We start from the raw sequence: 22,341 nt of genomic DNA on the forward strand, positions 1-22,341 counted from the left end.
CCTTTTGTAGATGTAACGCTATTTGGGCTTCAAATCGATACTTACGTTCCGATTCCACGGGCCTGATCAATGTGTTCAGCTACCTGAAAAGCCGCTTCCAACTCCGAGCAGTTGTTGTTTTGCATCAGTGCCCAGCGCTCGGCTTTTTCCTCGGGCTCCGTCATAGCTAGGGCGAGATAAAGACTAGGCGGCACGGCCCGAAACAGCGTTTCGAGCTTCTTCGATAGCACGACCCCTTCAGTGAATTTACCCGGCTCCTTACTGGCGGAGAGCAGCAAGGCTTTCTGCGCTGGCGTGAGTTTCTTGAAACGAGCAATCTCTTCGATTTCGGCCGGTGGCATGTTCAAACAAATCCACCACTCGATCATGTTGAGCATGGTCTGCGCGGCAGTGGGAAAGTCGGCAAGGTTTTGCGTCGCCAGCCAGAACCAAGCGCCGAGCTTGCGCCACATCTTCGTGCCCTTGACCACGAATGGCGCCAGCAGCGGGTTTTTGGTGATGATATGGCCTTCGTCGGTGACCATGATGATCGGCCGACCCAGATACTGATCACGCTCGGCGAGATTGTTCACGGTGTTCATCAGGCTGATGTAGCTGATGGACATCTGGGCTTCGTAGCCTTCACGAGCATAGGTGGCCAGGTCGACAATGGTCACATCGCTCTCGGGCCAAGGCGTGCCCTCGCGATCGAACAGTTCGCCCTCGAAACCCTGGCAAAACAGATCGATGGACTCGCCCATTTCCTGGGCACGCTCGCGACGCTTCTCCGGCAAGTGCGTGTCGGCAGCGACGCGTAGCAAGGCGTCGCGCACGTCGCGAGTCAGTACCTGGCGACCCGCCGCGACACACGTCTGCGCCGCATCGAGAATGCACTCGCGAATCAGGCTGCGATCGGCTCGACTCAGGCGGGCTTCTTCCTTGGCCTCGCCACCGGTGATCATCAGGCGAGCGGTGATTTCCAGTTCGCCAAGAACATCGCGTTGGTCTTCGCGACTTGCTACCGCCTCATCGTCCAGCTCATCAATCGACAGACTCGCGACCTGATCCGGCTGCTCGACTAGGCGCCACGCATCGGCAAAGGGGGCGAGACTGACCGAGGCGCCAGGTTTCAATTGGACCTTGTTGACTGACAGGCCCAGTGTCGCGAAGTAGTCACCCTGCAAGCCGAATGAGTTGCCGGCCTCGACGATAAACAGGCGAGGGCGGTACACGGCCATGACCTGCATCAGTAGGGTGACCAGAGTGGCCGACTTGCCGGCGCCGGTGGGGCCGAACAACAGCAGATGACCATTCATGGCTCGGTCCAGGCGTGACAGAGGGTCGAAGCTCAGTGGCGAACCACCGCGGTTGAACAAAGTGATGCCTGGGTGACCTGTGCCCGTGCTGCGGCCCCATACCGGAACCAGGTTCGCCAGGTGCTGGGCGAACATCAGGCGCGTGTACCAGTTGCGCGTGTCTCGGGCTGGGTTGTAAGCCATCGGCAACCATCGCAGGTAGCTGTTGCAGGCGGCGACCTCATCGCTTTCACGTACAGGTTGCAGCCCCGCGCCCAACAGCGCGTTAGCAAGGCTGACGGAGCGCTGGTGCAATTGCTGTTCATCTTGACCGCGTACGTAGAACGCCAGGGTTCCTCGGTACAGCTTGTGCTGGCGGCCGATGATCGCACGAGCCTCTTCGACATCCTGACGAGTCTGGGTCGAGGCCAGGTTTTCACCGATCGCTTTGCGCGCCAAGCGGTTCAACTGATCCTCGAGCACATCCTGTGGTTTGACCACCAAGGTCAGACTCATCACCGTACCTTCGGGTAACTGGTCGAACAAGGCATTCATCGCGTCGCCCTTGCGGGTTTCGCCAGTGAGTTGACCAATCAAGGGCGCCCGGCGCAGCTTATCCACCACCATGACCCGATGAGGTTGACCATCGAAATACCAGACTCCGCGTCGCACATCGGAACGAGGCTCATTGAAAAATAGGCGCTCGGCGAAGTCATGATCGAAGGGCAGTTCCAGCGACTCGCCGTCACCCGACTCCGGAAAGGCCACGCGGCGGTAGAAATCCTCGGGTGCTTCACAGGTGAGCGTGGGTGCAGGATTGAACCAGGGCACTAACCAGGCATAAAGACTTCGGCCATCGACTCGCGTCGTTTGCACCCCGCATGCATGCAACGAAGCCGCGATACGTTCGCAAGCCTGATGCAGGGATTGCACCGGGGTGAGTCCTGTCTCCTCAGCGTCAGACTCAAGCCAGCGATAGACCACCAGGCGCACCCGGCGGTTATTGCCACGCCAGGGCAGGCGTGTCACCACTTTATCCTCAAACAGACCGCCAGGCTTGGCTATGGCCTTCAGATGATGGCGGCTGAGCGCCAAATATGCCTCGGTGAAGACCGTGCCTCGTGCTCTATCGTGGATATAGTCGGTGAACCGGGTGAGGTAGGGGGTGAAGTCGTTGTCGTCCTGGCAGAAAAACTGCGCCACCCAAGGCGCTTGATCCAGCTCATCGAAACTATCCTGCAGGGCATCTTCGAGGGCATCACGAGCCGCCATCAGCCAATCAGGTTCGCGCCCTTCGGTGCCGATGGGCAGTAACTCGAACACCGCACCCACCGAGCGGTTGTCATCGAGTAGAAAACACTGTTCGGTGTCGAGGTATTCCACCCAAGGCAGGTGATCGGTGAAGCTGGGGTTGTGCGCATACAGTGCAGCTTCATCGGCCAAGGTGGCGCGAGGGCGCAATGGGTGGCGCCAGGCTTTCCACGCAGAAGTGCGGTTGCCCGAATCGCCGGTACGCACTACAAGTCTTCCTGACGTTCACCAGGCAACGCGTACTGCACCCGTTGGTAGAACGGAAAGACTGTCGAGTAGCCCGGGATCGGTGCCTGCTCGGTGCCACTTAAATGCGGATACACGTACAGCACTAGATCGGGATTGGGCAAGCGAGGGAACAGGTTGCGGATCTCGTTCGCCGCGGTACGCGTGTACGGTTCCTGGAGAGCAACGGAGAAATCTGCTTGAGCCAACGAGCGGCGTAACTGCTGCCGAGCATCCAGCAGTTGCTGCTGAGTGCCTTGCGAACCGGCACCGTTCCAGATGTCCAGCATGGTTTGCTCGCCATGGGGCAGAAGCGTGTCCTTGTCGGTGGAGCACCCCGCCAGGACCCAGCAGAGCACGCTAATCCAGATCAGGCAGGGAGGCAGGGTCTTTTTCATGGCGAACGCTCCGGCCCTTGGGCTCGTAGTCGATGGTGATTTCATGGTCGAGGTGCAGTGCGACTTGGGCGGCAGGTGGCACGTACACGGCCGCAAAGGCCTCGCCATACAGCTTGTTGACCCACTCGCGGATGTCGCTGACCCCACCGCTGAGAATTGAATTCAGCGCGCTGTTGCCCGTGCTGTTGGTAACCCCGAGCGTACTGCCGCCCGAATTGATCACACTGCTGTTGTTCTGCTCATCCCCGAGCAAGGCGGCGACACCGGCGCCGGCCGCAGTGATCAGGCTCTGGCTGCCGAGGTATCGCTGGGCATTCGAGCGGCGCTCGCCGGCGATGCATGGAATGCCATACGGATCGGACAGGTAGCCGAGCCCACCGCGGATCTTGTCGATGTTCGAGCTCTGGGTGGAGGCATTACGGCTGGCTACCGCCTTCGGCTGAGGCACCGTACGGATGGTGCCATCGGTAAACACAAAGGTGATTGATTCGACCTGTCCGCGTACGCAAGACAGGGTCCAATCACCGGACGCCGTGCCGCTCATTACGGCCCCCGCGACGTCCGGCAGGTCGATGCCGTTGGCAGTCAGGTTCTCGGGGCCGACCAGCACCTTGAAGGGGTAGGGATCATTCACGGTACCGTCCACCGGGACTCGGCCGATCAGCGCAGTCATGGCGACCGAGCCCATCAATGTCGCGTTTTCGGGAATGGTATAGACCGGCTTCGCCCCTTCGGTACGATCAACGGACCGCGTCAGGTCATGCTCACCATGGGTGACCGCACGTAACTGTTTCTGGCCGCGATCAATCGCGTTATCTTTCAAGCCTTCCAGTGAGTTGAAGGCAGTGGGCAGACTCAGTGCGGAGGCGGTCGTGGTTTTGCCTCGGGCGTTGGTGGACGGAGCGTCCGCGGGTTCAATCCACTGCAGCGCATTATTGGCAGAGTGTTGCCCCTCGAATTGCGCACCGTCACTCGGCTCAAGCCCCAATCCGATCGGCATGTCCTTGCTTTTGCCAGTCAGCCCCGACAACTGCTCCTGCAATTGCGTTAGCAGACCGCGAGCCTGGCGACTGTCTTGTTCTGCTTTGAGCCGGGCCTCGTTGGCATGTCGGCGGCCTTCGTCGACCTGTTGGGTCACGCTGCCAAGCGCCGTCTTGATACGCGAATCGACACTGTTTTCCCGCTCACGCAGGCGGTTGTTTTCCGTCTGCAGCGAATCGTTGTGTTTCTTCAAACCGAACATGTCGCTGCGCATGGCCTTCACCTGGCCGACCAGGGTGGCGACCGTGTCGCGTGGGGTATCGCCCGCAATGCCGAGCGACTTGGCTTGCTCGGCGGATAACTGAATGTTGCTCTGCTCAACTGGTTTCTCTGGAGAGGAACTGCTGCTGCCCGCGACCCAGGTTTTCAGGATAATCAACACCACGGCAAGCAGTGCAGCCGGTACCAGCCATTTGAGCAAGGCGTTAGCTTTCATCATCTTCACCTCGCGCAATGGGCAGGAGCAGTACCGCTTGTTCGAGGCCGGCACCGCGGGTGACGAGGTAGGCAATCGTGGTGTCTTCAGCACTGCCGACCGGTCCCAGGAAAGCATGCTGGAAGGCCGCGGCGAACAGCGTAGCCTGAAGCCGACGCGGATCGAGTTGTACCGTCTCTGAACTACGATTGCGCAACTTCACCGCCGTCACCCAGTAATCACCGAGTCGCCAGGCGGCGATGGGTGTGCTGGACACGTTTTCGGTCGGCAGCAGGGTTGGCAGTTCGGTGCGTAGCTTGAGTGGTACGCGGCGTACACCGGGCAGGGACTCCACGGTGCGCAACGGCGCGTACAGGCTCTGTGCGGCATAGCGCGTCAAAGCGACCGGGATCGGCGTACGTTCTGGAACAGGGACGGTGCTAGATTCAGCCTCGGTAGTTTGCACCTGAGCATTCTTGAGAATACGCACGGGCTCCAGCGGTTGATCGCCGGGAGTGGCCGCGATATCCAGCAGGATGATCTCGCCCGTCCCGATCGACTGCAGTTGCAGTCGGGTCGGGGCAATGGCTTCTGACGCGCGCAGGTACAGCGTGCCGCCGGTTGATTGCACACGCAGTTTGCCTGTCAGGGTTGAGGGCACGCCGACTCGAACATCCTCATCGACAAAGACCACCCGTTCCTGATTGATCACCAGCGGGACCGCGAGGGGGAGGCGTTCCCAGTGCATCAGCTCGACGGCCTGCGCTGCAGCTCCCCATAGCATCAGTGCGACGGTGAGTCCCTGGGTAGAAATCCGCTTCATGGCGCAACTCCAGGCAGGGAGATTTTTTGCGGCGTGCCCTGATAACAATCCAGTGCCAGTCCCCACTTGTTGCGTTCGGGGTCCAGATCAAAACGCACCACGCGCAATGGATAACGCACCACCACCCGTTTCACCGGTTCGGCGGCGTAATATTCATCGGCATTGAGATCGAGCTTGACCAGCCAGCTGTCGCGGTCGAGTTGCTTGACCCTGAGTTCCGGATCTTCGCTGTAGCCTCGGCCCAGAATTTCGTAGACGCCACGCACCCGCTGGCGCAGTTCTCCGGCGGCTTTGCGGTACTCGTAGTCGCCGTCGAGGAAGGCCTTGCAGGCGGGGGTCAGGTAGGACTGCAAGCCATAGATGGCGCGGCGATAATCCTGCTCGCCATCCGAAGGCCAGCGGTTGAGTTGGCCAAAGATGTACAGGGCAAAGGCATAGACATTCTCTGGGGGGACATCCCACCACTTACGAGTACTGCCCGAGCGCAGATCCGGGGGGACATGCACCGTCAGATCGGTCGGTGCCGAGCGCCAGCCATACCAAAGTCCGGCACAGACCAGGGCCAGAATCACTACCGCCAGACGCAGGCTGAAAATGTGGGCCTGTTGGGCATCCACCTTGTTCCGAAATCGGCTCATGGCTGCCACCGGGACAGGGCAGGGCGCAGTCGACGCGAACGGCGAACCGTCCAGACGCCGGAGTGGAGGATCAGACTTCCGCGACCCAGGCGCCAACGGCTGGCCAGTACCCATTCGAGTTTGCGGTACAACCAGGTCTCGGGCCGGGCCCGTTTGGCCCGACGCAGTAGTGTGCCACCGGCAAATAGCACCAGCGCCATGCCTGCGATCATGCCGGTCGGCGCTATGGCAATGGAAGCTGTGGCAATCGCTAGAGGAACGCCCAGCAGCAGCCCAATGATTGCACCGGTTCCAAGCGCTACCCACATCTCATCATTGGTCAAACCGCGTAATACGGCAGGATCGCGATTAAGCCGCTCCGGCAGAAAGACCAAGGTGCCGTCGGCAAGATGTTCGATTGTGTCGTTCATGCCGACCTCACAGAATCGCGGCAGCCTTGGTCAGGAACCAGATGATGATCACCACCAACAGAGCACCGATACCGACCACCGCACCTAAGTCTTTCCAGGTCTTGCGTTGGTTCTGCACGTCGGCATAGACAGTCAGGGAATGCCAGGCCACACCTAGGAAAGCGAGTAGGGCGATTAGCAGACCGAGCAAGATGCCGCCGTCGTAGGCGTAGTTTTTAATCGTCTCGATCAATCCGGATCCTTCACCGCGCGAAGGGGCTTCCATGGTGGGGAGCTCGGCGAAAGCTAGGCTTGGGCCGAGTACCAGCAGCAGACCGATCAAGCGTTGGCTGGCACGATCTCGCAGATTGTTTTTCAGAGGGGCAAAGCACTTGAGCATGGTGGCGATCTCCTGGGTTAGGACAGGGTGAAGAACATCAGGACCAACAAGGTGAGCAGCACGCGTGCGGTACTTCCGCCAAGCGCGCCGAAGCGCACACTGCCGGTGGCCCAACCCCGGTAAGCCGTCCACATCACCCAGGCGCACCAAAGCAAAGCCAGAACCAGAACTAGGGATAGCCAGAGCGTCGAGCTGCTCTGCGGTGCGACGCCGGAGGCGTTTTGGAACGCTGAGATCTGAGCGTCAGTCATGCTCATGGCGACGGCTCCGCGGACGGAGTGTCGAGGCGGTATTCGCCGACTAGTTCACTGGGATCGCGAGGTTGAGCACGGGAGGGGGAAAGGTAGCCCTGCACACCGTGGCGGATGCGCTGGATGTCTTGGGAAAGACGGAGATAGTCGAAGCGATAGCGCTCGACTGGTTCAGCCGTGCTGGCTGCCTCAGCTTGCGTTGCAAGGCGTTCGATAATATCGAGCTGCTGCTGGACTAGGCTGAGCTGATCCTGCTCATGACCAGATGCGGCATAGCTGTTTCCATCGACGATAGCCAGCGAGAGCAGTAACAAGCAGCGAAAGATGGTAGTTGGCATGATGCTGGCCCATATGGATCTGGGAGCAGAATCAAGTTAGAGGTCGAATTTTTCCGTAAGAAACCTGAGGTCTGATGAATCGCTTTTTCTGGGGAGGTACTGGAGGTGTTTACTTACAGCTATGTGGTCCTTCGATCTTTGATGGAGAGAGTGGTTGAGGCTATAGGGAAATTCCACTCTCGATGAGCTTCGTTGATGACGATATCGTCACAACCCATTTTCCGTGAGCATTGCGAAATCACTGGTGGTAGGCTTTGCTGGAGGCCTGCTGCCAACTCTCTTTGGATTGATCCTGATTCCCGTCTAATCCTGACAGAGAGCCCACCCCTATGAATCCTCGCCGTGCTGCATCCCTTCGTCCTGGACAATTCAAACACCTGATCCGCGTAGCCTCTGTCACTGGCCGCATGCCGGAGCGTGATGTGATGTTGTTGTGGCTCACGCATACCACCGGCATTCGTGTCACCGAGTTGGCCTTGCTGGAGATTGGCGACGTGCTGTATGCCAGCGGTGCTATCAAGCCCGAGGTCTACTTGCGCGCAGACATCACCAAAGGCTGTCGGCCGCGAAACGTGTATCTGACTCATGCTCGATGCCTTGCCGCGCTTGATGCGTGGTTTGGCGTGCGCGCTCGGCGCCGCTGGGGGCTTTCAGGCATAGATGAGTATCGAGGATTCCGGCCAGGCTCAAAGCTGGTCATGACACACAAAGGGCAAGCCTTTGAACTGGCATTCAAACATCGCCAGCTGGACAGCGGGCCGGAGGTGTACCGAGCCTGTGATTCACTGCAGCAAACTATCAGCAGGTTATATCGACAAGCGGGTATCAAACAGGGCTCCTCGCATAGTGGTAGGCGCTCGCTTGCTGCAAAAGTCTTGGCCGCCACCGGCGATGTCGAGATAGTGCAGACCATGCTAGGGCATGCATGCTTGGATCACAGCAAGCCTTACCTAACGGTGGATATGCAGGCAGTTCGGCGTGCATTTGAACTTGCGCTGGCATAGTGATATCGACGACTCTTTTGTACGTTTGAATGCCATGGATAGCAAAACGCGAGGAATCAGAGTTGAAATTAGGGAACGAAATACCAGTTGATGCTACTGCCGCTCGAGTGATTTCAGGCGGTGAGTCGTTTGAGTTCAGGGCGAATGAGACTGACCAGGACTCCGAGCTACCGTTACCGATAACGGCGCCGACTAAGGCTCAGTTATTGAATCCCTCGTTCAAAGACTTCACATCCATTCGGCTGGGACGGCTGGTTGTAATCGGGATTTCTGCCGACAGAAAAGCTCGATGGGTTTGTAAATGCGTATGTGGATGCTACGTACTGCGCTCCACTGCTGCGATCAAGGCTGCAGCGCCTGATGCGGCATGCACACAGTGCTACCTGTTGGCCGTGGCCAAACGGAAGGATTTTGAGCGTCGTACTGGCCGGGAGTCTCATACGCGTTCCTTCTTGAAGTAGTTAATTGACGAGGAAATTACTTTGAGTAACGAGTTATTTATTGGGGGCCTGGCTGAGAAAGGAGTGACTTTTCAGGCGACTCATGCAGGTCCATATGGAAGTAAATCTATCCCGCTGCCCGCCGAAGACGTTGTTGCTTACTCCCGTGATCCGGTGGAGTACACCGCTAAATATTACGGTGTGACAAAAAGTCAGTACCTCAGTTGGCATCGTTCTTCTTATTGCGTCTACTGTGCAGATGCCACAGTAGAAGGCAATCCCTGCCGAAATATTATTACAGGGGGGAATGCTATCGACTCACCCAGCAGATGGGTAGCTCTGCTAGGCGGTTACTGCCATGTTCATGAGAACGGCTTAGTTGGGTAGGAAAAATCAAAGGAATGAACATGGCTAGAAAATTAGTAGTTCAGAAAATGAAGACATTTGTGAAGCCTATTCCTATCAGACCGCTGATAAAAAAGCTTATCGCACTTGGCTTCCTTTCGTTTGGTGCAGCACTCTGCTGGAACCTTCTCCCACGGAAGACGGGTGAGATCGCTGCTTTGATTTCAGGCGGGATGATGCTCGCTATGCTTTGGCTAGTAGCTTCGACAGCAATCGTCGCTATGAAACGTACCTGGAGCGGGTATAGGGAATTTAAGCGAGCGTTGGACTCGGTAGCTGAGGGCGATCTTGTACAGCTTAGGTCGTCGCCTGAGTTTAATCTACTAGAGCAGCGGGCTATTACTCGATGCCTTAATGCTCGGTTTCCTGGCTGGTCGCTGCATCAAAACATGTGACAAACCAGGCTGTTCGCCTTGGCTAGATGCACCGAAAGTTAGAGTAAAAATCGCTGCATACCACCTGCCCTGGATTGGCCTTTTAGCAGTATCAGGGCGCTCTGATCGCCCCCACGATGATTGATAGGAGAATCTCATGGTTGGAGTTTTGCTAGGACTCATTGCTGGTCTCTTGGGGGTGATATGCATCCTTGCGTTTGGAATCCTCTTCAACGTATCCCAAGTAAAGACCGGAATTTCGTCGCTCATTCAGACCACTGCAGTTCTTCACGACATAAGTGCTGACGAGAGCCAAAGGTTCCAATCGACTACTGCTCACCTGGAGCAATTAGTTGAGGCGTCTGTAAACATTGATCGGAGCATTTCGGACATCAAAGATGTTACTGACATTATTTATCGGTTCAAATTACCAAGTGCGGCTGAGAGAGCGTTTCTGGACCAGATGGAGATAGATAACGAGGTTTCTAACGGCATTCTGAACTCTAATGGACGTCAGACATAATAGGGCGACCTAATTATAATTTCACCATAGCGCAAATAGAACGGAAAACGTGCGCAGTATCGCGAAACGGCTTAGGGTGTCATTTCGCCTCCAGCCGGAACCGACCTCAGGTAGACCCATGATTGATGACAGCTCCGAAAAAATAGTGATCGATGCCGGCCTGTTTAGATTTCCCGGGCAGGACTTGATGAAGAACATCAATAAGGCCTACACGCTGTATTACGACGAAACGAACAATATCCGAAGCCTATCCTTGACTGGAACCGGGCTCAATCATGAGGTTCTGGATTGCTTTGTACTCGGGGGTGTAGCGCTGGGGCCAGGGGCCAGCCTGCCTGATATTAATGCCCTGAGGGCAAAATTGAGAATTCAGCCATCAGTCAAAGAGTTGAAGCTAAAGCACCTGGCCCAGGGGGATTACATCACCTGCCTCAGCTCCAACAAGCTGGAGCAGTTCCTCACATGGCTTCTGGAGTCGCCAGCTTACATTCACTTCTCTAACTTCAGCATCTTGAACTGGTCGATAGTCGACCTGATTGACTCGCTGCTAGATCATGATCAATTCGAGACCTACACATCCATTCGGGACGATCTGAAAAACGAACTGCACGCCATAGTGAGGCTAGAGCCACTTGGGTATTTCCGGCTACTAAAGACCTTCGACTACCCGAACGTACCGTCAGCGCGAATACCCGAATTCCTAAAAGCTGTACGCCAGTTTCTCTTCAGTGGCGGCTTCACGTTCAGAAACATGGCAAGAATGGCGCTCTCAGACCTTCTCCAAGAGGCTTCCAGGGTCACTACGCTGGTGTATCTTTGCGGCAACGAGAAGGATGAGCTGGTGAGTGGTTTTGATACAGCCTTCATCCATAGACTTGCCACATTCGTGAGATCGGTTCACGTATTTGACGAAGAACCGCGGGTCCGGGAAAGCCTTGAGCGCAACGAAATTGCGTGGGGTGGCCAGCCCGTAAGCTACCGGTTCGCAATTTCACACAATGAACCTGCCATACAGATCTCGGACATTCTCTGCGGGCTCCTGGGTAAACATTTCAGCTTTATGGAGAAGTGCAGCATTGATCACCTGGAAGAAGCGAGTGCAAAGCTGTCAGTGCAACAGCGCCGCAACGCTGATCTGGTGGCTAAGCTGATCGACAAAGCAGATGAGGAATGCCCTGCCTTCATCTTTAATCAGGCACCTCATGAGAGCAATGCCAAAAGTCTATGGTTCTTGCATGGGATTGAATACCCGGAGGACTACCGCGACTTATAAAGCGCGGCACGAGTGCGGCTGATCAATGGTGTGTTCGATATTGGTTACCGCTTCGGAAAGCGACGATGGCCACGCACTTTGATCCTATCCTGACGAAGCCGATCAGGCGCCATGCGGCACTTGGCTCGGGGAATCCAGCAACGGCACCAGTAACTGGGTGCACGTCGATTGCGGTTCGTGCCTGAGAATGAAAGCCAAGATCAGCGCCGTGCACGAAGCAAGCGAAGCCGCCATCGTAGAGCAGATGGGTGATATGGCGGTGTACATGCGCGCAGTTGAAAACACGACCACTGACGATCAACCGAAGTAGCACGGAAAAATTCATATGCCGCTTAACTTCCAGATGAAGGTCAAGATACTTGCCGCTGCTGTCCTGCTTGCGGCGAGTGTTGAAGCGAATGCAGGGCTAGTCGAAGGCGACCGCTATTTGGCAAAAGGGCAGTATGACCTTGCATACAAAGAGCTAAAGCCCGAAGCGGATAAAGGTAACGCGGCAGCCCAGTTCTATCTGGGAACGATGTACCTTGAAGGTCAAGGCGTAAAACAGGATGTGTACGTTGGAGTGAGACTTCTTGAAGCATCCGCAAATCAGGGTGACTCGGGCGCACAGCTTCGGCTCGCCCGAATTTACTACGACGGCAAGGTTCAAAAGAAGAGCCTAGAAAAATCTTATGTGTTTGCCAGGAAAGCGGCAATTCAGGGCGTCGGTGAGGCATCGATGTTCCTCGGTGTGCTGTATTACAAAGGCGCAGGCGTTCCGCAGGACTCCTCCGTCGCCTTGGCGCTTTGTCGTGATGCTTCGGAGAAACTGGCTACTGCCGTTCAAAGGGGCGAGGCCGTTGAAGCGGCGCTCACTGATTCGAGGAAGGCCGTTGATGTTCTGGAAGACAGGTTAACTGCGGAGCAAAAAAATGAGGCATCAAAGATCTTGGCTGAGTGGCGCTCAAAGCATCTCCTGCCAGGAGATGCGTCCCTTAGCCATCCAGGCAAAAACGGCCAGTGATCTAGGAATTGCCAAACAGCCCTACGGGGCTGCATCGGAAAGCGTTCATTGCCCAATCAAGCTGGCCGGGGACAGTCATTGAGCGCTTTACCAATGCAGCTACGACACGAAAGAAAAAAGGAAGCGGCAATATGATAGGACTTCGAGCACGTCATTCGTTTGCACAGTTTTTAGAACTGCAACCTCCAACCGTTTCAGTTGTTCTCTTAAGCAAGTATGGGGTTCAGCATCTTTCACTGCCGCATGACCATTTGCTGTCAGCTTTACTAAACATCCTGCGTTCGCTCGACGAGCGGACCATCATGCATGTACTTGCCGAGGTCATAGCAACCCCAGGCGATCTGCGTGCAAGGGTCAACCCGAAATATCGCTTTGACGAGCGTATGCATGACCTCACGCAATGCCTGTTGCTGGATGGTTACATCGTAAGCAACAAGACGCTCATTAAAGGAGACCCGTCCATCACCAGCGCACCACCGATAGAAGACGATCTGATCTTAGCGCTTCAAAACTCAGGGGCTCCTCGCAAAGACGACATTATTGCGCGGATTAATGATTCGGCCTCTGCATTTCGTGCGACGCCGCCTGATTTCAACGCTTCTCTCGTGAATGCGCGAGTGGCACTTGAAACACTGGCAGTCGATATCGCCGCTCATGTAGCTTCACGGATGACAAACCCACCTCCCTACGATCCTTCAAAATGGGGGATGGTTATCCAGTTTTTACGCATAAGTGGTGAGATCACAGTTGAGGAGGAGAAGGGGCTTGCTGGTGTATTCGGCTTTTTAAGCCCAGGCGCTCATCGGCCAGTCGGGATTCCCGAAGATCAGATGACACGGCTCGGGCGGTCATTTGCGCTCAATATGTGTTGGTTCTTGCTCAAGAATCACTTGGCGTAAGTGACACCACACCAGACGTATAGGAAAGAGCGATGAAGAGGCTGCTGAAGGCTGACAATGCCCCCTCGTACATTGACATCGATTTGAGCGCTTTAAAATGGCGAAAAAACTTGCCAGAGATTGACCTTGGGCTAGCAGATTACCCGCCCCTCTTAAGCCACATTCTCAATGGCAATGAATACGGGCCACTTCTGAACGGGCCCGATGTCGCCAGACATAGAAGTGAGTGGCGTGCTTTCATCAGGGATTTGGCCGCTTGTGCGCCTACAAACTCTGTACTTGTTGATCGGTTTCATACCCAATGGCATGTCGGACACCATCACATCCGAGCACTTGTTGATGACGATGACCTGTTGATGGACATGCTCTGGAAGTGGTTGCCTCGATACAACGGATCTGAGTTGCTCCTCTATCGTGGAGAAAATTTAGATCGATTCGAACTCGGAAGAATTGGTACTGCTTGGACTGATAAAGAAAGTGTAGCCAAGATGTTTGCCAGTGGGTTGAACGCGGAAGGCAGAGGCGGTGTGATCTTGGAAACTACTGGAACTGCGAATTCAATAATCGCCGGCCCATCAGCTCACAGCATCTATTTGAGAGAGTATGAGTACACCCTCGACAGGCGCAGATTGAGCACTATCAGTCTCAAATGCCATTTTTCCCCACGAGAAAGTTAGCCAGTGAGCATCACCCAATTCAAAGCAATCAGCACACTATGCTATGTGCGACCACGACGATAGGAAATGACTTCCACTCACTGCCCGCGCTTGCGGGCTTCGGCAGTAGGAGAGGCGCGGTTTTCGCGTCAGCGAAATCGTTGAGGGTCAGCGGCAGATGAACCAGCTCGAAAAAACCATTGTTGACTCAGCGCGTACCCAGCTCATTGAGCTACGTAGGAAGCGACCATGCCATTCCCAAAGATCCACCAGCACAATTCACACGTCACGGCCGATCCGATCATGTCGGACTACGTTCGCGAGCAGTAGCAACGGCTTCATATCGAATGGCTTACTCATGTTCGACCACCAATGTAAGTCGATAACAGGTCGATACGGCCGAGTCCCAACTCGTAGCTGATTTGCACTCGGGCATCCTGATCTAGGCGTCGGTCGAGTTGGTAGCAACGGCCACCGTTGATGGGCGCAAGATGATGAGTGCTCTGCTCATAGCGTTCGCACGCATAGGCGGCCCGAAGCTCGTGGAAGCCTTTGAGGTTGTGCGAATGGAGGATCTCTTGTGCGGGGCGGACGATTTGCCGTTGTAAATCGACATAGCTTTCGTTCGGTGCAAGCAGATTGCGGCTACCGTTGGGTGAAACCTGTTCGGCAAATTTCAGCGCGTCACGAATAGGATCATTTACCGTAATCCAACGAAGCGCCGACGTACGTGAGCGGCCACCTTGGATGCCATCTCGGATGTTGATTTTGCCGTAGTGTTCGGTCTCATGTTTTAGGCGCGGTAGGTCGGCCAAAATCGCCTCGCGCAAGCGCATGCCGATGGCTCGCGCCAACTGAACGATGGCCGCCGCGCGCGGCATTTGGTGTTCGCAGAGCACGTCGACGATCCGCTTCACCTGCTCATGGTCTTGGCCTTGCGGCGTCGAGCGACGAACACTGGTACGCCGCATTCCCAAGGCCTTACTCGGGCTTGGCACCGCCACAGAGTGATCGCCGCGAAGCGCCGCCATAGTCCGGTTCACGCTGGACAACCGGTTTTGCGCTGTGGCGATGCCGATAGCGCCTTGTTCAACTTGTTGGCGCAGATGCCCTGCGTAGTCCAGCAAGGTCTGCCGATCTATCTGTCGCGCATCGTTAAACCCCGGCCCATCCTCCGAACGACACCAGCGGACAAACGCCTGCCAGCGATCACTGTGCGCCTTGACCGTGGCGTAATGCCCGCCGCCAAAAAGATCGCGCAAGGCTTGCGGTCCGGCATAACTCAGTTGTCGGCCATAGCCAAAATTGCGCTCATCTCGTCTACCAACCGATGCCATGATCAAACTCCTCTCGAAGCCAAACACATGTGAGGGTTGTCCACTAACGCGGGACTGGCGGCTCCTTACGACCGGGAGCTTGGGTCTCTCATGAGCTAGCCTCCTGAACACTTCCGCAGATAAGCATTCGTGTCGCACTCAGAGATATTTTTTGAATGTCGCCGTCGTGATGGCCATGGCGACCCCGAGCATTACGGCGCAAGGCAGAAGTACCGCCATTGGGTTGAGCGAAAAGGGTAGGGACAGGTAAAAAATCCAGGGCACGATCAGCAGTGGGATGACCGCTCGCTTGGCCCGATGATAGACAAAGCTGCTTTCGCGCCCAGCGCCGAATTTACGCAGGTCGCGGCGTATCAAACCATCGATGAAGCCGGTGAACATGGCCAGCAGAAGCAGGGGGGTCGCCAAGACCAGAATGGTCAGACGCACCACGAAAGTGAAAGTGACATACACCGCCGCCAGTACAAAATCCTCGATGCTCACATACAGCTGATTGAGTCCGCTCCAGAAGCCGTTGTCCTGGCTCGACGCCCGCGCCTGCTGGGCGAAATCCGTAAAACCGGTCTTGACCAGTAACCACTGCTGGAGGAAATCCAGCCACTGGACAATCGTCTGTCCAGGCTGTTGGATAATCAGTGAGGATGTGAAGTGCTCACTGAGCCAGCCCAGTTCGCTGCTCAGCATCGCCTGACTGTGTCGCCAGCCTTGATCACCCCAGAACAGCAGCAGACCGGCCCACTCGATCAGAATCGAGAACAGCAACGAGGCGATCAGCAAACCGATGACGTGCAGGACCAGGTTAATCGCCGAGATGATTAGCCCTGGGCGCTGGATGGGTTGCGGTGGAGAGTTCTGAGCTGAAGTCATCCTTCTTGACTCCGCGAGATGCACTGCAGGGCCGACGGCGTCATGGGGCCTCCTGAGCAGGAACACTTGCATCCACCGCTGAAGAAGTGCGTGGAGGCGTAACCCGATCTGGATCGAAGTCGAGCGTTGGGCCGCCGCCACTTGCACTCCACCAGTGACCCGCCTGTTCGTTGTAGCTGGCGCGCATCCGCTGGGTGAGCTCTTGCAGATCCTTGGGCATCGCATCGTCGGGAGAGGGTCTGGGCAGTGGCATACGGACTTTCCAGAGCTGTCCGCCGGCCTGGAAGGAGAACATTTGCCCCTTGGGCAAACTGACGATGTGAGCCGGCTCGATCAGCGGCACACTGGTGCTGCTGACACGGTCCTGCGAGGAGGAGGTGAAGTCTGTATTGGCTTCAGGATCGGAGGTGTCGGTCGCACCCGACACCAGGGTCTTGGTCAGCACGTTAACCTTGGGTAACTGCTGGGTGAGCAGTTCAGCGGTGGCGGTTTCGCGCACGCGGAGCATCTGCAGGGTGTTGAAGTTGCCAATCACCTGGCCAGCTTTGGCGCGGTTGCCGATACGTGCTTCGATATCGCTGAGGGTCTGGGTGTAGGCGGTTACCTGGATACCGGCGCCGCCACCTTTGTTGATCAGGGGGATGAACTCATCGCCCATCAATTCGTTGAACTCATCAGCGTGCAGGTTAATCGGCAGCTTGTCACTGCTGCTGCCTGATGGGGGCAGGCCATGGTCAATGCCATGTTTGTAGATGTGGCCCGCGACCGAGACCAAATCAGCGAACATGGAGTTGCCCACAGCGGCTGCGACTTCGGCGTCGGTCAGCGCATCCAGGCCGACGTAGACGATGCCGCGTTTGCGAATGATCTGCATCCAGTCGAAGATTGGTCGCGGGTCATCTAGGTCGGTGTAGTTGGGGGCCAGCAGTTGGGCGGTCTTGCCGGTGGTGAGTTTCTCCAGCAGCGGCAGCAGCGAAGCAACGATTTTGTCGAAGTAGGTGCGGTCGTAACGTACTGCCGAGCGCAGTCCATCCAGCACCGGATCGAATACCCGTTTCACCGCCAGGTACTGTTCGATGGCCACCACACGCTTTTCGCGTCCCACCATATGCCGGGGAATGTTCTTCTCAGTGAGTTTGCCTTCCAGTTGGACGATCACTTCCCAGGCTTTCGGATCGGTCTTGGCGAAAAACTGCTGAGCGTATTCGATGAACAGCGCGTCGATATTGACCACATGTCGCTGGATCTGCAGGTAGTCTGGACGCCGGCCGAGCTCGATCAGGGCACGGGCGATGATATTGACGAAGCGCCAGGCGAACTCACGGAAGGCCGCAGAGTTACCTTCACCACTGAGCTGCCCGGCGATGCGTGACGCCACTTCCGAGATACGCCCGAAGCGTCCCACCGCATTGTATCGAGCGGAGATCTCCGGCCAGCCTAGATGGAAAACATAAAACTCCTTATCTCGACCGGCCCGCTTGGCTTCAACGTACATCCGTTTGAGCAAGTCGGCATCGCCCTTCGGATCGAAGACGATAACCACCTCATGTTCGATGCGATGAATGTCCTGGGTGATGTATACCTCGGCAAGTCGTGTCTTGCCGACGCGGGTCGTGCCCAGCACCAGGGTGTGTCCGACCCGTTCGCCCAGCGGTAAACTGACTTCCGTTTCGTTGGGCTCGACCCCATGCAACAGCGGCGAGCCACCTACCGGGGGCAAAGGCCGCAATGGATTGAAGGCACTGTCCCAGGCCGTGACACGGGCCAGTGTCGAGAACGGAAACGGTGCATGTTCCAGGCGACGTTCGAGTCCACGGGCCAGACGGTAGCGGGTCGGTTGGTCGACATACTGAGCAACAGCCGGATCTTGGGCCTCGACCAAGCGCTGGGTGTGCAGGCGGGTCCAGCGAAAGCCGCGCCCCATGAACAAACGCTTACGACTGACCGGAATCTGCCGACTGGTCAGCTCGTAGCGGGGCAACCGACGGATATTGCGCCGATAACGCAGCACCTCCCAAGCTTGTCGCAGCCGGATAAGGCCGAACAGGGAATAGGCCAGCGCCGCAACCAGCCCGATCTCGGGTGATAGGGCCACAGCCCAGGGCGAGTACACGCACAACACCGCGGCCGCGATGCAGATCGCTACGGTGTACAGCTCCACCGCTGGCCGGAGCTTGGATTCCATCGCATGCTCGGCCATGACCTGGACTCACTGTTCCAGTGAGGTGGCAGTGATCAAGACGGGGTAGTGCTCGATCTGCAAGCGGGTGGCGATGTCGTTACCGTTGATCGGCAGGATGGTGAGGTTCGGAGCGGCTGTTCGAATCCGCGCCAAAGCTTCGGTGTCGGCCACTTCGACGGCGAGGCCGGCCGCGCCCATTTCGTGCAGTTCGGCCGCGCGTTGACGCAACCAAGCCAGTGACTGGGGATCCTCCCCGACCAGGAAAAATGGTCGCAAGCCCGGCATGTTCAGGGCGCGAGACGTGATCTGGCCGGGGCTCAAGTGAGAGCTGCGGACGGGCAATATCCAGGCTTCATCGGCAAATGTGGACAGGTCCGCATGCATGGTCCGATCAGGCTGGGTCTTGTTGTTTAATGACGGCCTGGCAACTTGAAAATGGGGTCGGGTGAAGTCGCTAGGCTGATCCCCGGCTACGGTCAGTTCCGGCTGGGCGAAAGGTGCCAAGAGCAGGGTGAAATAGTAGGTAAGGGGGATTCGCTTCATGGTGGTGTGCCCTGTTCAAAGGGAATCAGCAGCTGTTCGAGTCTCTGGGAAAAGCCAGCACGGTAGCGTGCTGCCGGCGCGCCTCCTGCCGGACGGTGATAGCGCCCGGCAGCCAAGACCCAATCACCGGTGGCAGCGTGATGCTTCTGCAGCAGCGCGGCGGTCACGGCGAGATTTCGGTAGGGATCAAGGGCTTCGCAAGGGCTGGAAAAACGTTGTCCGTGGTAACCCAGGTTGGTTTGCCCGAGACCGGCATCGACCCGCTTGGCGTCATGTCGGGCGAGTGCCTGAAGCAAGGCGTGACAGGCGGCCTGGCGAGTGGCGAAGCGGTAGGGTGTTCCGGCGATGTTCAGGGTCCAAGGCCAGGGCAGCAGTCGACCACGGACGCGGATACCACTCTCCTGCAGGGCAATCGCGAACAGCACCGTAGAAGGGATGTCGGCGTCATGCGCCGCCAATTGGTAGGCAGGAGGCGGAAGTTCGTCAGCCTGGACGGCGAGCATTGTCAGCATGAGCGTAATACCACTCAGTCGAGGCGTTGCCATTGTCCATTCACCTGTTGAAATGTGGCAGGCAATGGCCCCGGGGCACCCAGGTTGAACCAGCGACCATGGTCATGGTTCAAGGTGATCTGCTGGCGTTGGACCTTGACCGGATCGATGTCCGCTTGCCGAGCCCAGCTACGGACGCGTTCATCCTGGCCTTGGCTGCCCACCAGGTAGATATCGAACGCCGTGTCGCTGCTTTGCAGACGCTGCGCTTCGTCGGTGCACGCCGGGCAGTGGTCCTCCACAAACAGGGCCTGGCGCGGCATGACCGATGAGCTGGCAGGGGGCGGGGACGCCATGCCCTGGATCGGCAGCAGCCCGGGAAACAGCTTGGTCCAGGCCGCGGTGTAAGCGTTTTGGTAAGCCAACTCGCGCTCGGCGCGTTTGGCTTCCAGCGCTACCTGTAATTCGGCATAGCGCTGGCGCTCTTGGTCGGTCTGGGCTTCGACCCCGAGTGCGGTCAACGGATCGAGGTTCGGGCTCCAGAAACCGCGCGGGCCGGCTTGGATCTGTTCGAAGCGCGTCCACTCCTGCTCCGTCAGACCCCAGCTCGCCGCCTGTTCAGAGTCAGAGCGCCCCAGGGGAGCGGACTGCGTGTCCTGGATCCGTGACTGTGTCGCGACGGGGTTGCCCACCGCAGCGCCCGTGGCCAGTAGCGAAGCGAGACAGACAACGGTGGGCAGTAGCGCTCTGTTCATGATCACTACTCAAGGGAGGTGCACGGTCTGATCTGGCTGAGCGGCCACCGCGAAGATAGCTGAGTTCGGCTCCAGTATTTTCAGGCGCCAAGCCCCTTGCTGCTCACCGCTATGTAGCAGCCGGACATCCGTGAGCGAGCGACTGTCATGAGGTGCGACCGCCAGAAAGCGCTCACCACCGCGGGACTCGACACTCAATACTGAAAACGGTGGCGAGAGCGGGGTGGGTTTGGGGCGAGCGGTCTTTTTCGGTTTGGTCGCAGAAGGCGTCGGCGATGGGGGTGATGGCTGGGTCTTGTGCTCCAGGAGCTGCTGCTCGACCTGTTCAAGGCGTGCGCGCAGCGCTGTCAGGTCTGCCTGGGTGGCGCGGGCTGCGAGACCATCACGCAGTTCCTGTATCTCTTGCGCCCACTGATCCAACATCGGATCGAGGGTATTGGCCTGTTGCTCACCAGTATCGACCATCTGCTTCAGGTCTTTCAGCGCGTACTGCAGCTTCTCCTGGGCATCCTTGAGGGCGCTTGAATCATGTTGCAGGGTGTCCAGGGTTTGTAGGTGTTGGGTGTTCGTGCTCTGCAGTTCGGCCACGCGTTGATACTTGTTATACAAACCACCGCTCAGGCCGGCGACCGCCAAGCAAAGCAGCCCAATGATGAGGGTTTGAAACGTCGAGGCTCTCATGGGCGTGCCTCCAACAGATGGGGCGAGACGGGTGTGATCAGCGCGACGCCGGCCTCCGTTTTCTGCAGTTCGAAGCAGACTGAACGGCTGACTTCGTCGGTCGTGAGTTGCCAGGCGGGGCCAGCGAGCACTTGGAGCGCGCGGCGCAAAGAGATCGGGCCGAGCCGGTAATGGGCCGCGGGCAGGGGCCGAGTAAACAGCACCCTCACCGACGCGGTAACGGGGCAGAGCGCATAGCCCGAGCGCTGCAATACGTATTGCAATGCATCCTGCACCGAAGGGTTCAGGCTGGACGGGATGCTCACGTCAATGATTTGGGTAAGAAGATCGCGTTGTTCCGTGGTGGGCTCGGTGCTGACCAGCGTGTAGCGGCCATAACGAAGCTCTGCCGGATGGCTTTCTTCGGCTATGCCCTTCGAGTGCTGGGCCCGATTGGAGCCACTGTCGATCTCTGGATTGGTCGGCAAAGGGTTGGGGATTTGCGCGGTGCAGGCGCTCAACAAACCCAGCAGGCAGACAGGCGTGAAAAAACGCTCCATGGAAAAAACCTCATGTCAGATTCAGTGCAGAACCTGACATGAGGTGAAGGAGCGATTCAGTGAGAAAGTTGATTCAAGGTGGGTCGTGTTAACGCTGAACACGTTGCTATTCATCGAAAATGGCGAGCCCATCCAAGACGGCAGCGTCGGGGTCGAAGATCAACAATCGCACATCCGCCAATGCCGCCAAATACAGTACGTTGACCAAGGCTTCCGGTGTGCCTGCGTCGAGTTGTTCCTGTCTCAAGCTCGAATAACGATTGCCCTCAATGTTCAGCAAGTTCTCGTCCGTCCATGGCGTGCCGATCAGTTTGCAACCGATACCGCAGCAATCTGGCAGCGTAAAAAGCTCGAACAAGAGGCCGGTTTGCCGCAGAGCGAAGTTACTGACCCACTCCTCCAGATAAAGCATCGCTTCTTCGGGAAGGTGCGCGGTACTGATTTCCCAGGCTCGACTGTAGTGTCCCGTTTCGAAGCTCAAGCGATGGACCATGGCTTGGGCCTCTTCCAGGGAGTACAGATCACCGAGGTGATGCCGCTCGTTGAGCATTTCGCCCATCACAGCGTAGATCACTTGGCGCACTAGCCCGCTGGACTGACAGCGTTCATCCAAATTATCCGGAATGGAGTGGCCTTCGCTGATCACGGCGAAATCGTCATTGAACAGGCAGGGGAACAGTTGCAGCTCGTCGTCGGGCAGATGGGTTTGTGCGTCATGCACTGGTCGAAAGCAGGGAGGGCAGTCGTTTTCGTAGGTGATCAGTAGCAGTCGTTCGATATGCAGGTTGTCGTAGCCGCGAGCAAATGGGTTGGCGGCCGCCAGCAGAGCTGGGGCTCGGGGTGTGGGGTTCATGAGCGTTCTCCAG

General features: G+C 57.2%; 25 protein-coding genes. 7 read left to right on the top strand and 18 right to left on the bottom strand.

Annotation, left to right across the window (positions count from 1 at the left end; genetic code table 11):
• Window positions 1-41 precede the first annotated feature (41 nt).
• Genes PSJE_RS07835 through PSJE_RS07875 form a run of 9 tightly spaced genes read right to left on the bottom strand, consistent with a single transcriptional unit; the run spans window position 42 to window position 7,503 of the window.
• Window positions 42-2,792: a conjugative transfer ATPase gene (locus tag PSJE_RS07835; protein WP_090454303.1), complete on the bottom strand. Its 2,751-nt coding sequence runs from the start codon at window positions 2,790-2,792 to the stop codon at window positions 42-44.
• Entirely contained in the window at window positions 2,792-3,208 is a 417-nt protein-coding gene (locus PSJE_RS07840; RefSeq protein ID WP_090454304.1) for a TIGR03751 family conjugal transfer lipoprotein, read from the bottom strand. The genes PSJE_RS07835 and PSJE_RS07840 overlap by 1 nt, the downstream gene beginning before the upstream one ends.
• Window positions 3,171-4,685, bottom strand: coding sequence for a TIGR03752 family integrating conjugative element protein (locus PSJE_RS07845; RefSeq protein ID WP_090454306.1), 1,515 nt, complete (start codon window positions 4,683-4,685; stop codon window positions 3,171-3,173). Before PSJE_RS07845 ends, PSJE_RS07840 begins: the two co-directional genes overlap by 38 nt.
• Window positions 4,675-5,487, bottom strand: a complete 813-nt coding sequence (locus PSJE_RS07850; protein WP_090454308.1) for a TIGR03749 family integrating conjugative element protein — start codon at window positions 5,485-5,487, stop codon at window positions 4,675-4,677. Before PSJE_RS07850 ends, PSJE_RS07845 begins: the two co-directional genes overlap by 11 nt.
• Complete coding sequence (locus PSJE_RS07855) at window positions 5,484-6,125, bottom strand: PFL_4703 family integrating conjugative element protein (protein WP_090454310.1); 642 nt, start codon at window positions 6,123-6,125, stop codon at window positions 5,484-5,486. Before PSJE_RS07855 ends, PSJE_RS07850 begins: the two co-directional genes overlap by 4 nt.
• Window positions 6,122-6,535, bottom strand: coding sequence for a TIGR03750 family conjugal transfer protein (locus tag PSJE_RS07860; RefSeq protein WP_090454312.1), 414 nt, complete (start codon window positions 6,533-6,535; stop codon window positions 6,122-6,124). The genes PSJE_RS07855 and PSJE_RS07860 overlap by 4 nt, the downstream gene beginning before the upstream one ends.
• A gap of 7 nt (window positions 6,536-6,542) precedes the next feature.
• Window positions 6,543-6,914: a TIGR03745 family integrating conjugative element membrane protein gene (locus PSJE_RS07865; protein ID WP_046509162.1), complete on the bottom strand. Its 372-nt coding sequence runs from the start codon at window positions 6,912-6,914 to the stop codon at window positions 6,543-6,545.
• A 17-nt stretch (window positions 6,915-6,931) separates the two neighbouring features.
• Window positions 6,932-7,171 carry a TIGR03758 family integrating conjugative element protein gene (locus PSJE_RS07870; RefSeq protein ID WP_090454314.1) on the bottom strand — a complete coding sequence of 80 codons (240 nt, stop codon included), beginning with the start codon at window positions 7,169-7,171 and terminating at the stop codon, window positions 6,932-6,934.
• On the bottom strand, window positions 7,168-7,503 hold the full coding sequence (locus PSJE_RS07875) for an integrative conjugative element protein, RAQPRD family (protein WP_090454316.1): 336 nt from the start codon (window positions 7,501-7,503) through the stop codon (window positions 7,168-7,170). Before PSJE_RS07875 ends, PSJE_RS07870 begins: the two co-directional genes overlap by 4 nt.
• A 329-nt stretch (window positions 7,504-7,832) precedes the next feature.
• On the opposite strand from PSJE_RS07875, the gene PSJE_RS07880 reads away from it, so the two are divergent.
• The 7 genes from PSJE_RS07880 (at window position 7,833) to PSJE_RS07915 (ending at window position 14,101) form a co-directional block, all read left to right on the top strand.
• Window positions 7,833-8,507: a site-specific integrase gene (locus PSJE_RS07880; protein ID WP_090454317.1), complete on the top strand. Its 675-nt coding sequence runs from the start codon at window positions 7,833-7,835 to the stop codon at window positions 8,505-8,507.
• An 847-nt stretch (window positions 8,508-9,354) separates the two neighbouring features.
• The gene (locus PSJE_RS07885; RefSeq protein ID WP_090454319.1) at window positions 9,355-9,747 is read left to right on the top strand and encodes a hypothetical protein; all 393 of its coding nucleotides are present in this window, start codon (window positions 9,355-9,357) and stop codon (window positions 9,745-9,747) included.
• A gap of 620 nt (window positions 9,748-10,367) precedes the next feature.
• Window positions 10,368-11,522 (top strand): DUF3800 domain-containing protein, encoded by a 1,155-nt coding sequence (locus PSJE_RS07895; protein WP_090454322.1) that lies wholly within the window; start codon window positions 10,368-10,370, stop codon window positions 11,520-11,522.
• A 187-nt stretch (window positions 11,523-11,709) separates the two neighbouring features.
• A complete protein-coding gene (locus tag PSJE_RS31920; RefSeq protein ID WP_268876095.1) occupies window positions 11,710-11,832 on the top strand; it encodes a hypothetical protein in 123 nt (40 codons plus the stop codon).
• 15 nt (window positions 11,833-11,847) lie between these two features.
• Complete coding sequence (locus PSJE_RS07905) at window positions 11,848-12,525, top strand: tetratricopeptide repeat protein (RefSeq protein WP_090454324.1); 678 nt, start codon at window positions 11,848-11,850, stop codon at window positions 12,523-12,525.
• A gap of 8 nt (window positions 12,526-12,533) precedes the next feature.
• On the top strand, window positions 12,534-13,424 hold the full coding sequence (locus PSJE_RS07910) for a hypothetical protein (protein ID WP_208601452.1): 891 nt from the start codon (window positions 12,534-12,536) through the stop codon (window positions 13,422-13,424).
• A gap of 32 nt (window positions 13,425-13,456) precedes the next feature.
• The gene (locus PSJE_RS07915; RefSeq protein WP_224793941.1) at window positions 13,457-14,101 is read left to right on the top strand and encodes a hypothetical protein; all 645 of its coding nucleotides are present in this window, start codon (window positions 13,457-13,459) and stop codon (window positions 14,099-14,101) included.
• Between the two features lie 335 nt (window positions 14,102-14,436).
• Here the strand turns inward: PSJE_RS07915 and PSJE_RS07920 are convergent, their stop codons facing one another.
• The 9 genes from PSJE_RS07920 to PSJE_RS07960 form a co-directional block, all read right to left on the bottom strand.
• A complete protein-coding gene (locus PSJE_RS07920) occupies window positions 14,437-15,417 on the bottom strand; it encodes an integrase domain-containing protein (protein ID WP_090454328.1) in 981 nt (326 codons plus the stop codon).
• Between the two features lie 138 nt (window positions 15,418-15,555).
• Window positions 15,556-16,284: a TIGR03747 family integrating conjugative element membrane protein gene (locus PSJE_RS07925; RefSeq protein WP_090454330.1), complete on the bottom strand. Its 729-nt coding sequence runs from the start codon at window positions 16,282-16,284 to the stop codon at window positions 15,556-15,558.
• Window positions 16,285-16,324: 40 nt separating this feature from the next.
• A complete protein-coding gene (gene traD / locus PSJE_RS07930) occupies window positions 16,325-18,484 on the bottom strand; it encodes a type IV conjugative transfer system coupling protein TraD (RefSeq protein WP_090454332.1) in 2,160 nt (719 codons plus the stop codon).
• 9 nt (window positions 18,485-18,493) lie between these two features.
• On the bottom strand, window positions 18,494-19,009 hold the full coding sequence (locus PSJE_RS07935; protein ID WP_090454333.1) for an integrating conjugative element protein: 516 nt from the start codon (window positions 19,007-19,009) through the stop codon (window positions 18,494-18,496).
• Window positions 19,006-19,554: a lysozyme family protein gene (locus tag PSJE_RS07940; protein ID WP_090454335.1), complete on the bottom strand. Its 549-nt coding sequence runs from the start codon at window positions 19,552-19,554 to the stop codon at window positions 19,006-19,008. The genes PSJE_RS07935 and PSJE_RS07940 overlap by 4 nt, the downstream gene beginning before the upstream one ends.
• Window positions 19,536-20,255, bottom strand: a complete 720-nt coding sequence (locus PSJE_RS07945) for a TIGR03759 family integrating conjugative element protein (RefSeq protein ID WP_090454337.1) — start codon at window positions 20,253-20,255, stop codon at window positions 19,536-19,538. The genes PSJE_RS07940 and PSJE_RS07945 overlap by 19 nt, the downstream gene beginning before the upstream one ends.
• Window positions 20,256-20,264: 9 nt before the next feature.
• Complete coding sequence (locus PSJE_RS07950) at window positions 20,265-20,936, bottom strand: chemotaxis protein (RefSeq protein WP_090454339.1); 672 nt, start codon at window positions 20,934-20,936, stop codon at window positions 20,265-20,267.
• Entirely contained in the window at window positions 20,933-21,475 is a 543-nt protein-coding gene (pilL2, locus tag PSJE_RS07955) for a PFGI-1 class ICE element type IV pilus protein PilL2 (protein WP_090454341.1), read from the bottom strand. Before pilL2 ends, PSJE_RS07950 begins: the two co-directional genes overlap by 4 nt.
• Before the next feature lie 106 nt (window positions 21,476-21,581).
• Window positions 21,582-22,328: a DUF5983 family protein gene (locus PSJE_RS07960; RefSeq protein WP_090454343.1), complete on the bottom strand. Its 747-nt coding sequence runs from the start codon at window positions 22,326-22,328 to the stop codon at window positions 21,582-21,584.
• Between the last annotated feature and the right edge of the window lie 13 nt (window positions 22,329-22,341).

Source organism: Pseudomonas jessenii (genome assembly GCF_002236115.1).
Lineage (GTDB): Bacteria > Pseudomonadota > Gammaproteobacteria > Pseudomonadales > Pseudomonadaceae > Aquipseudomonas > Aquipseudomonas jessenii.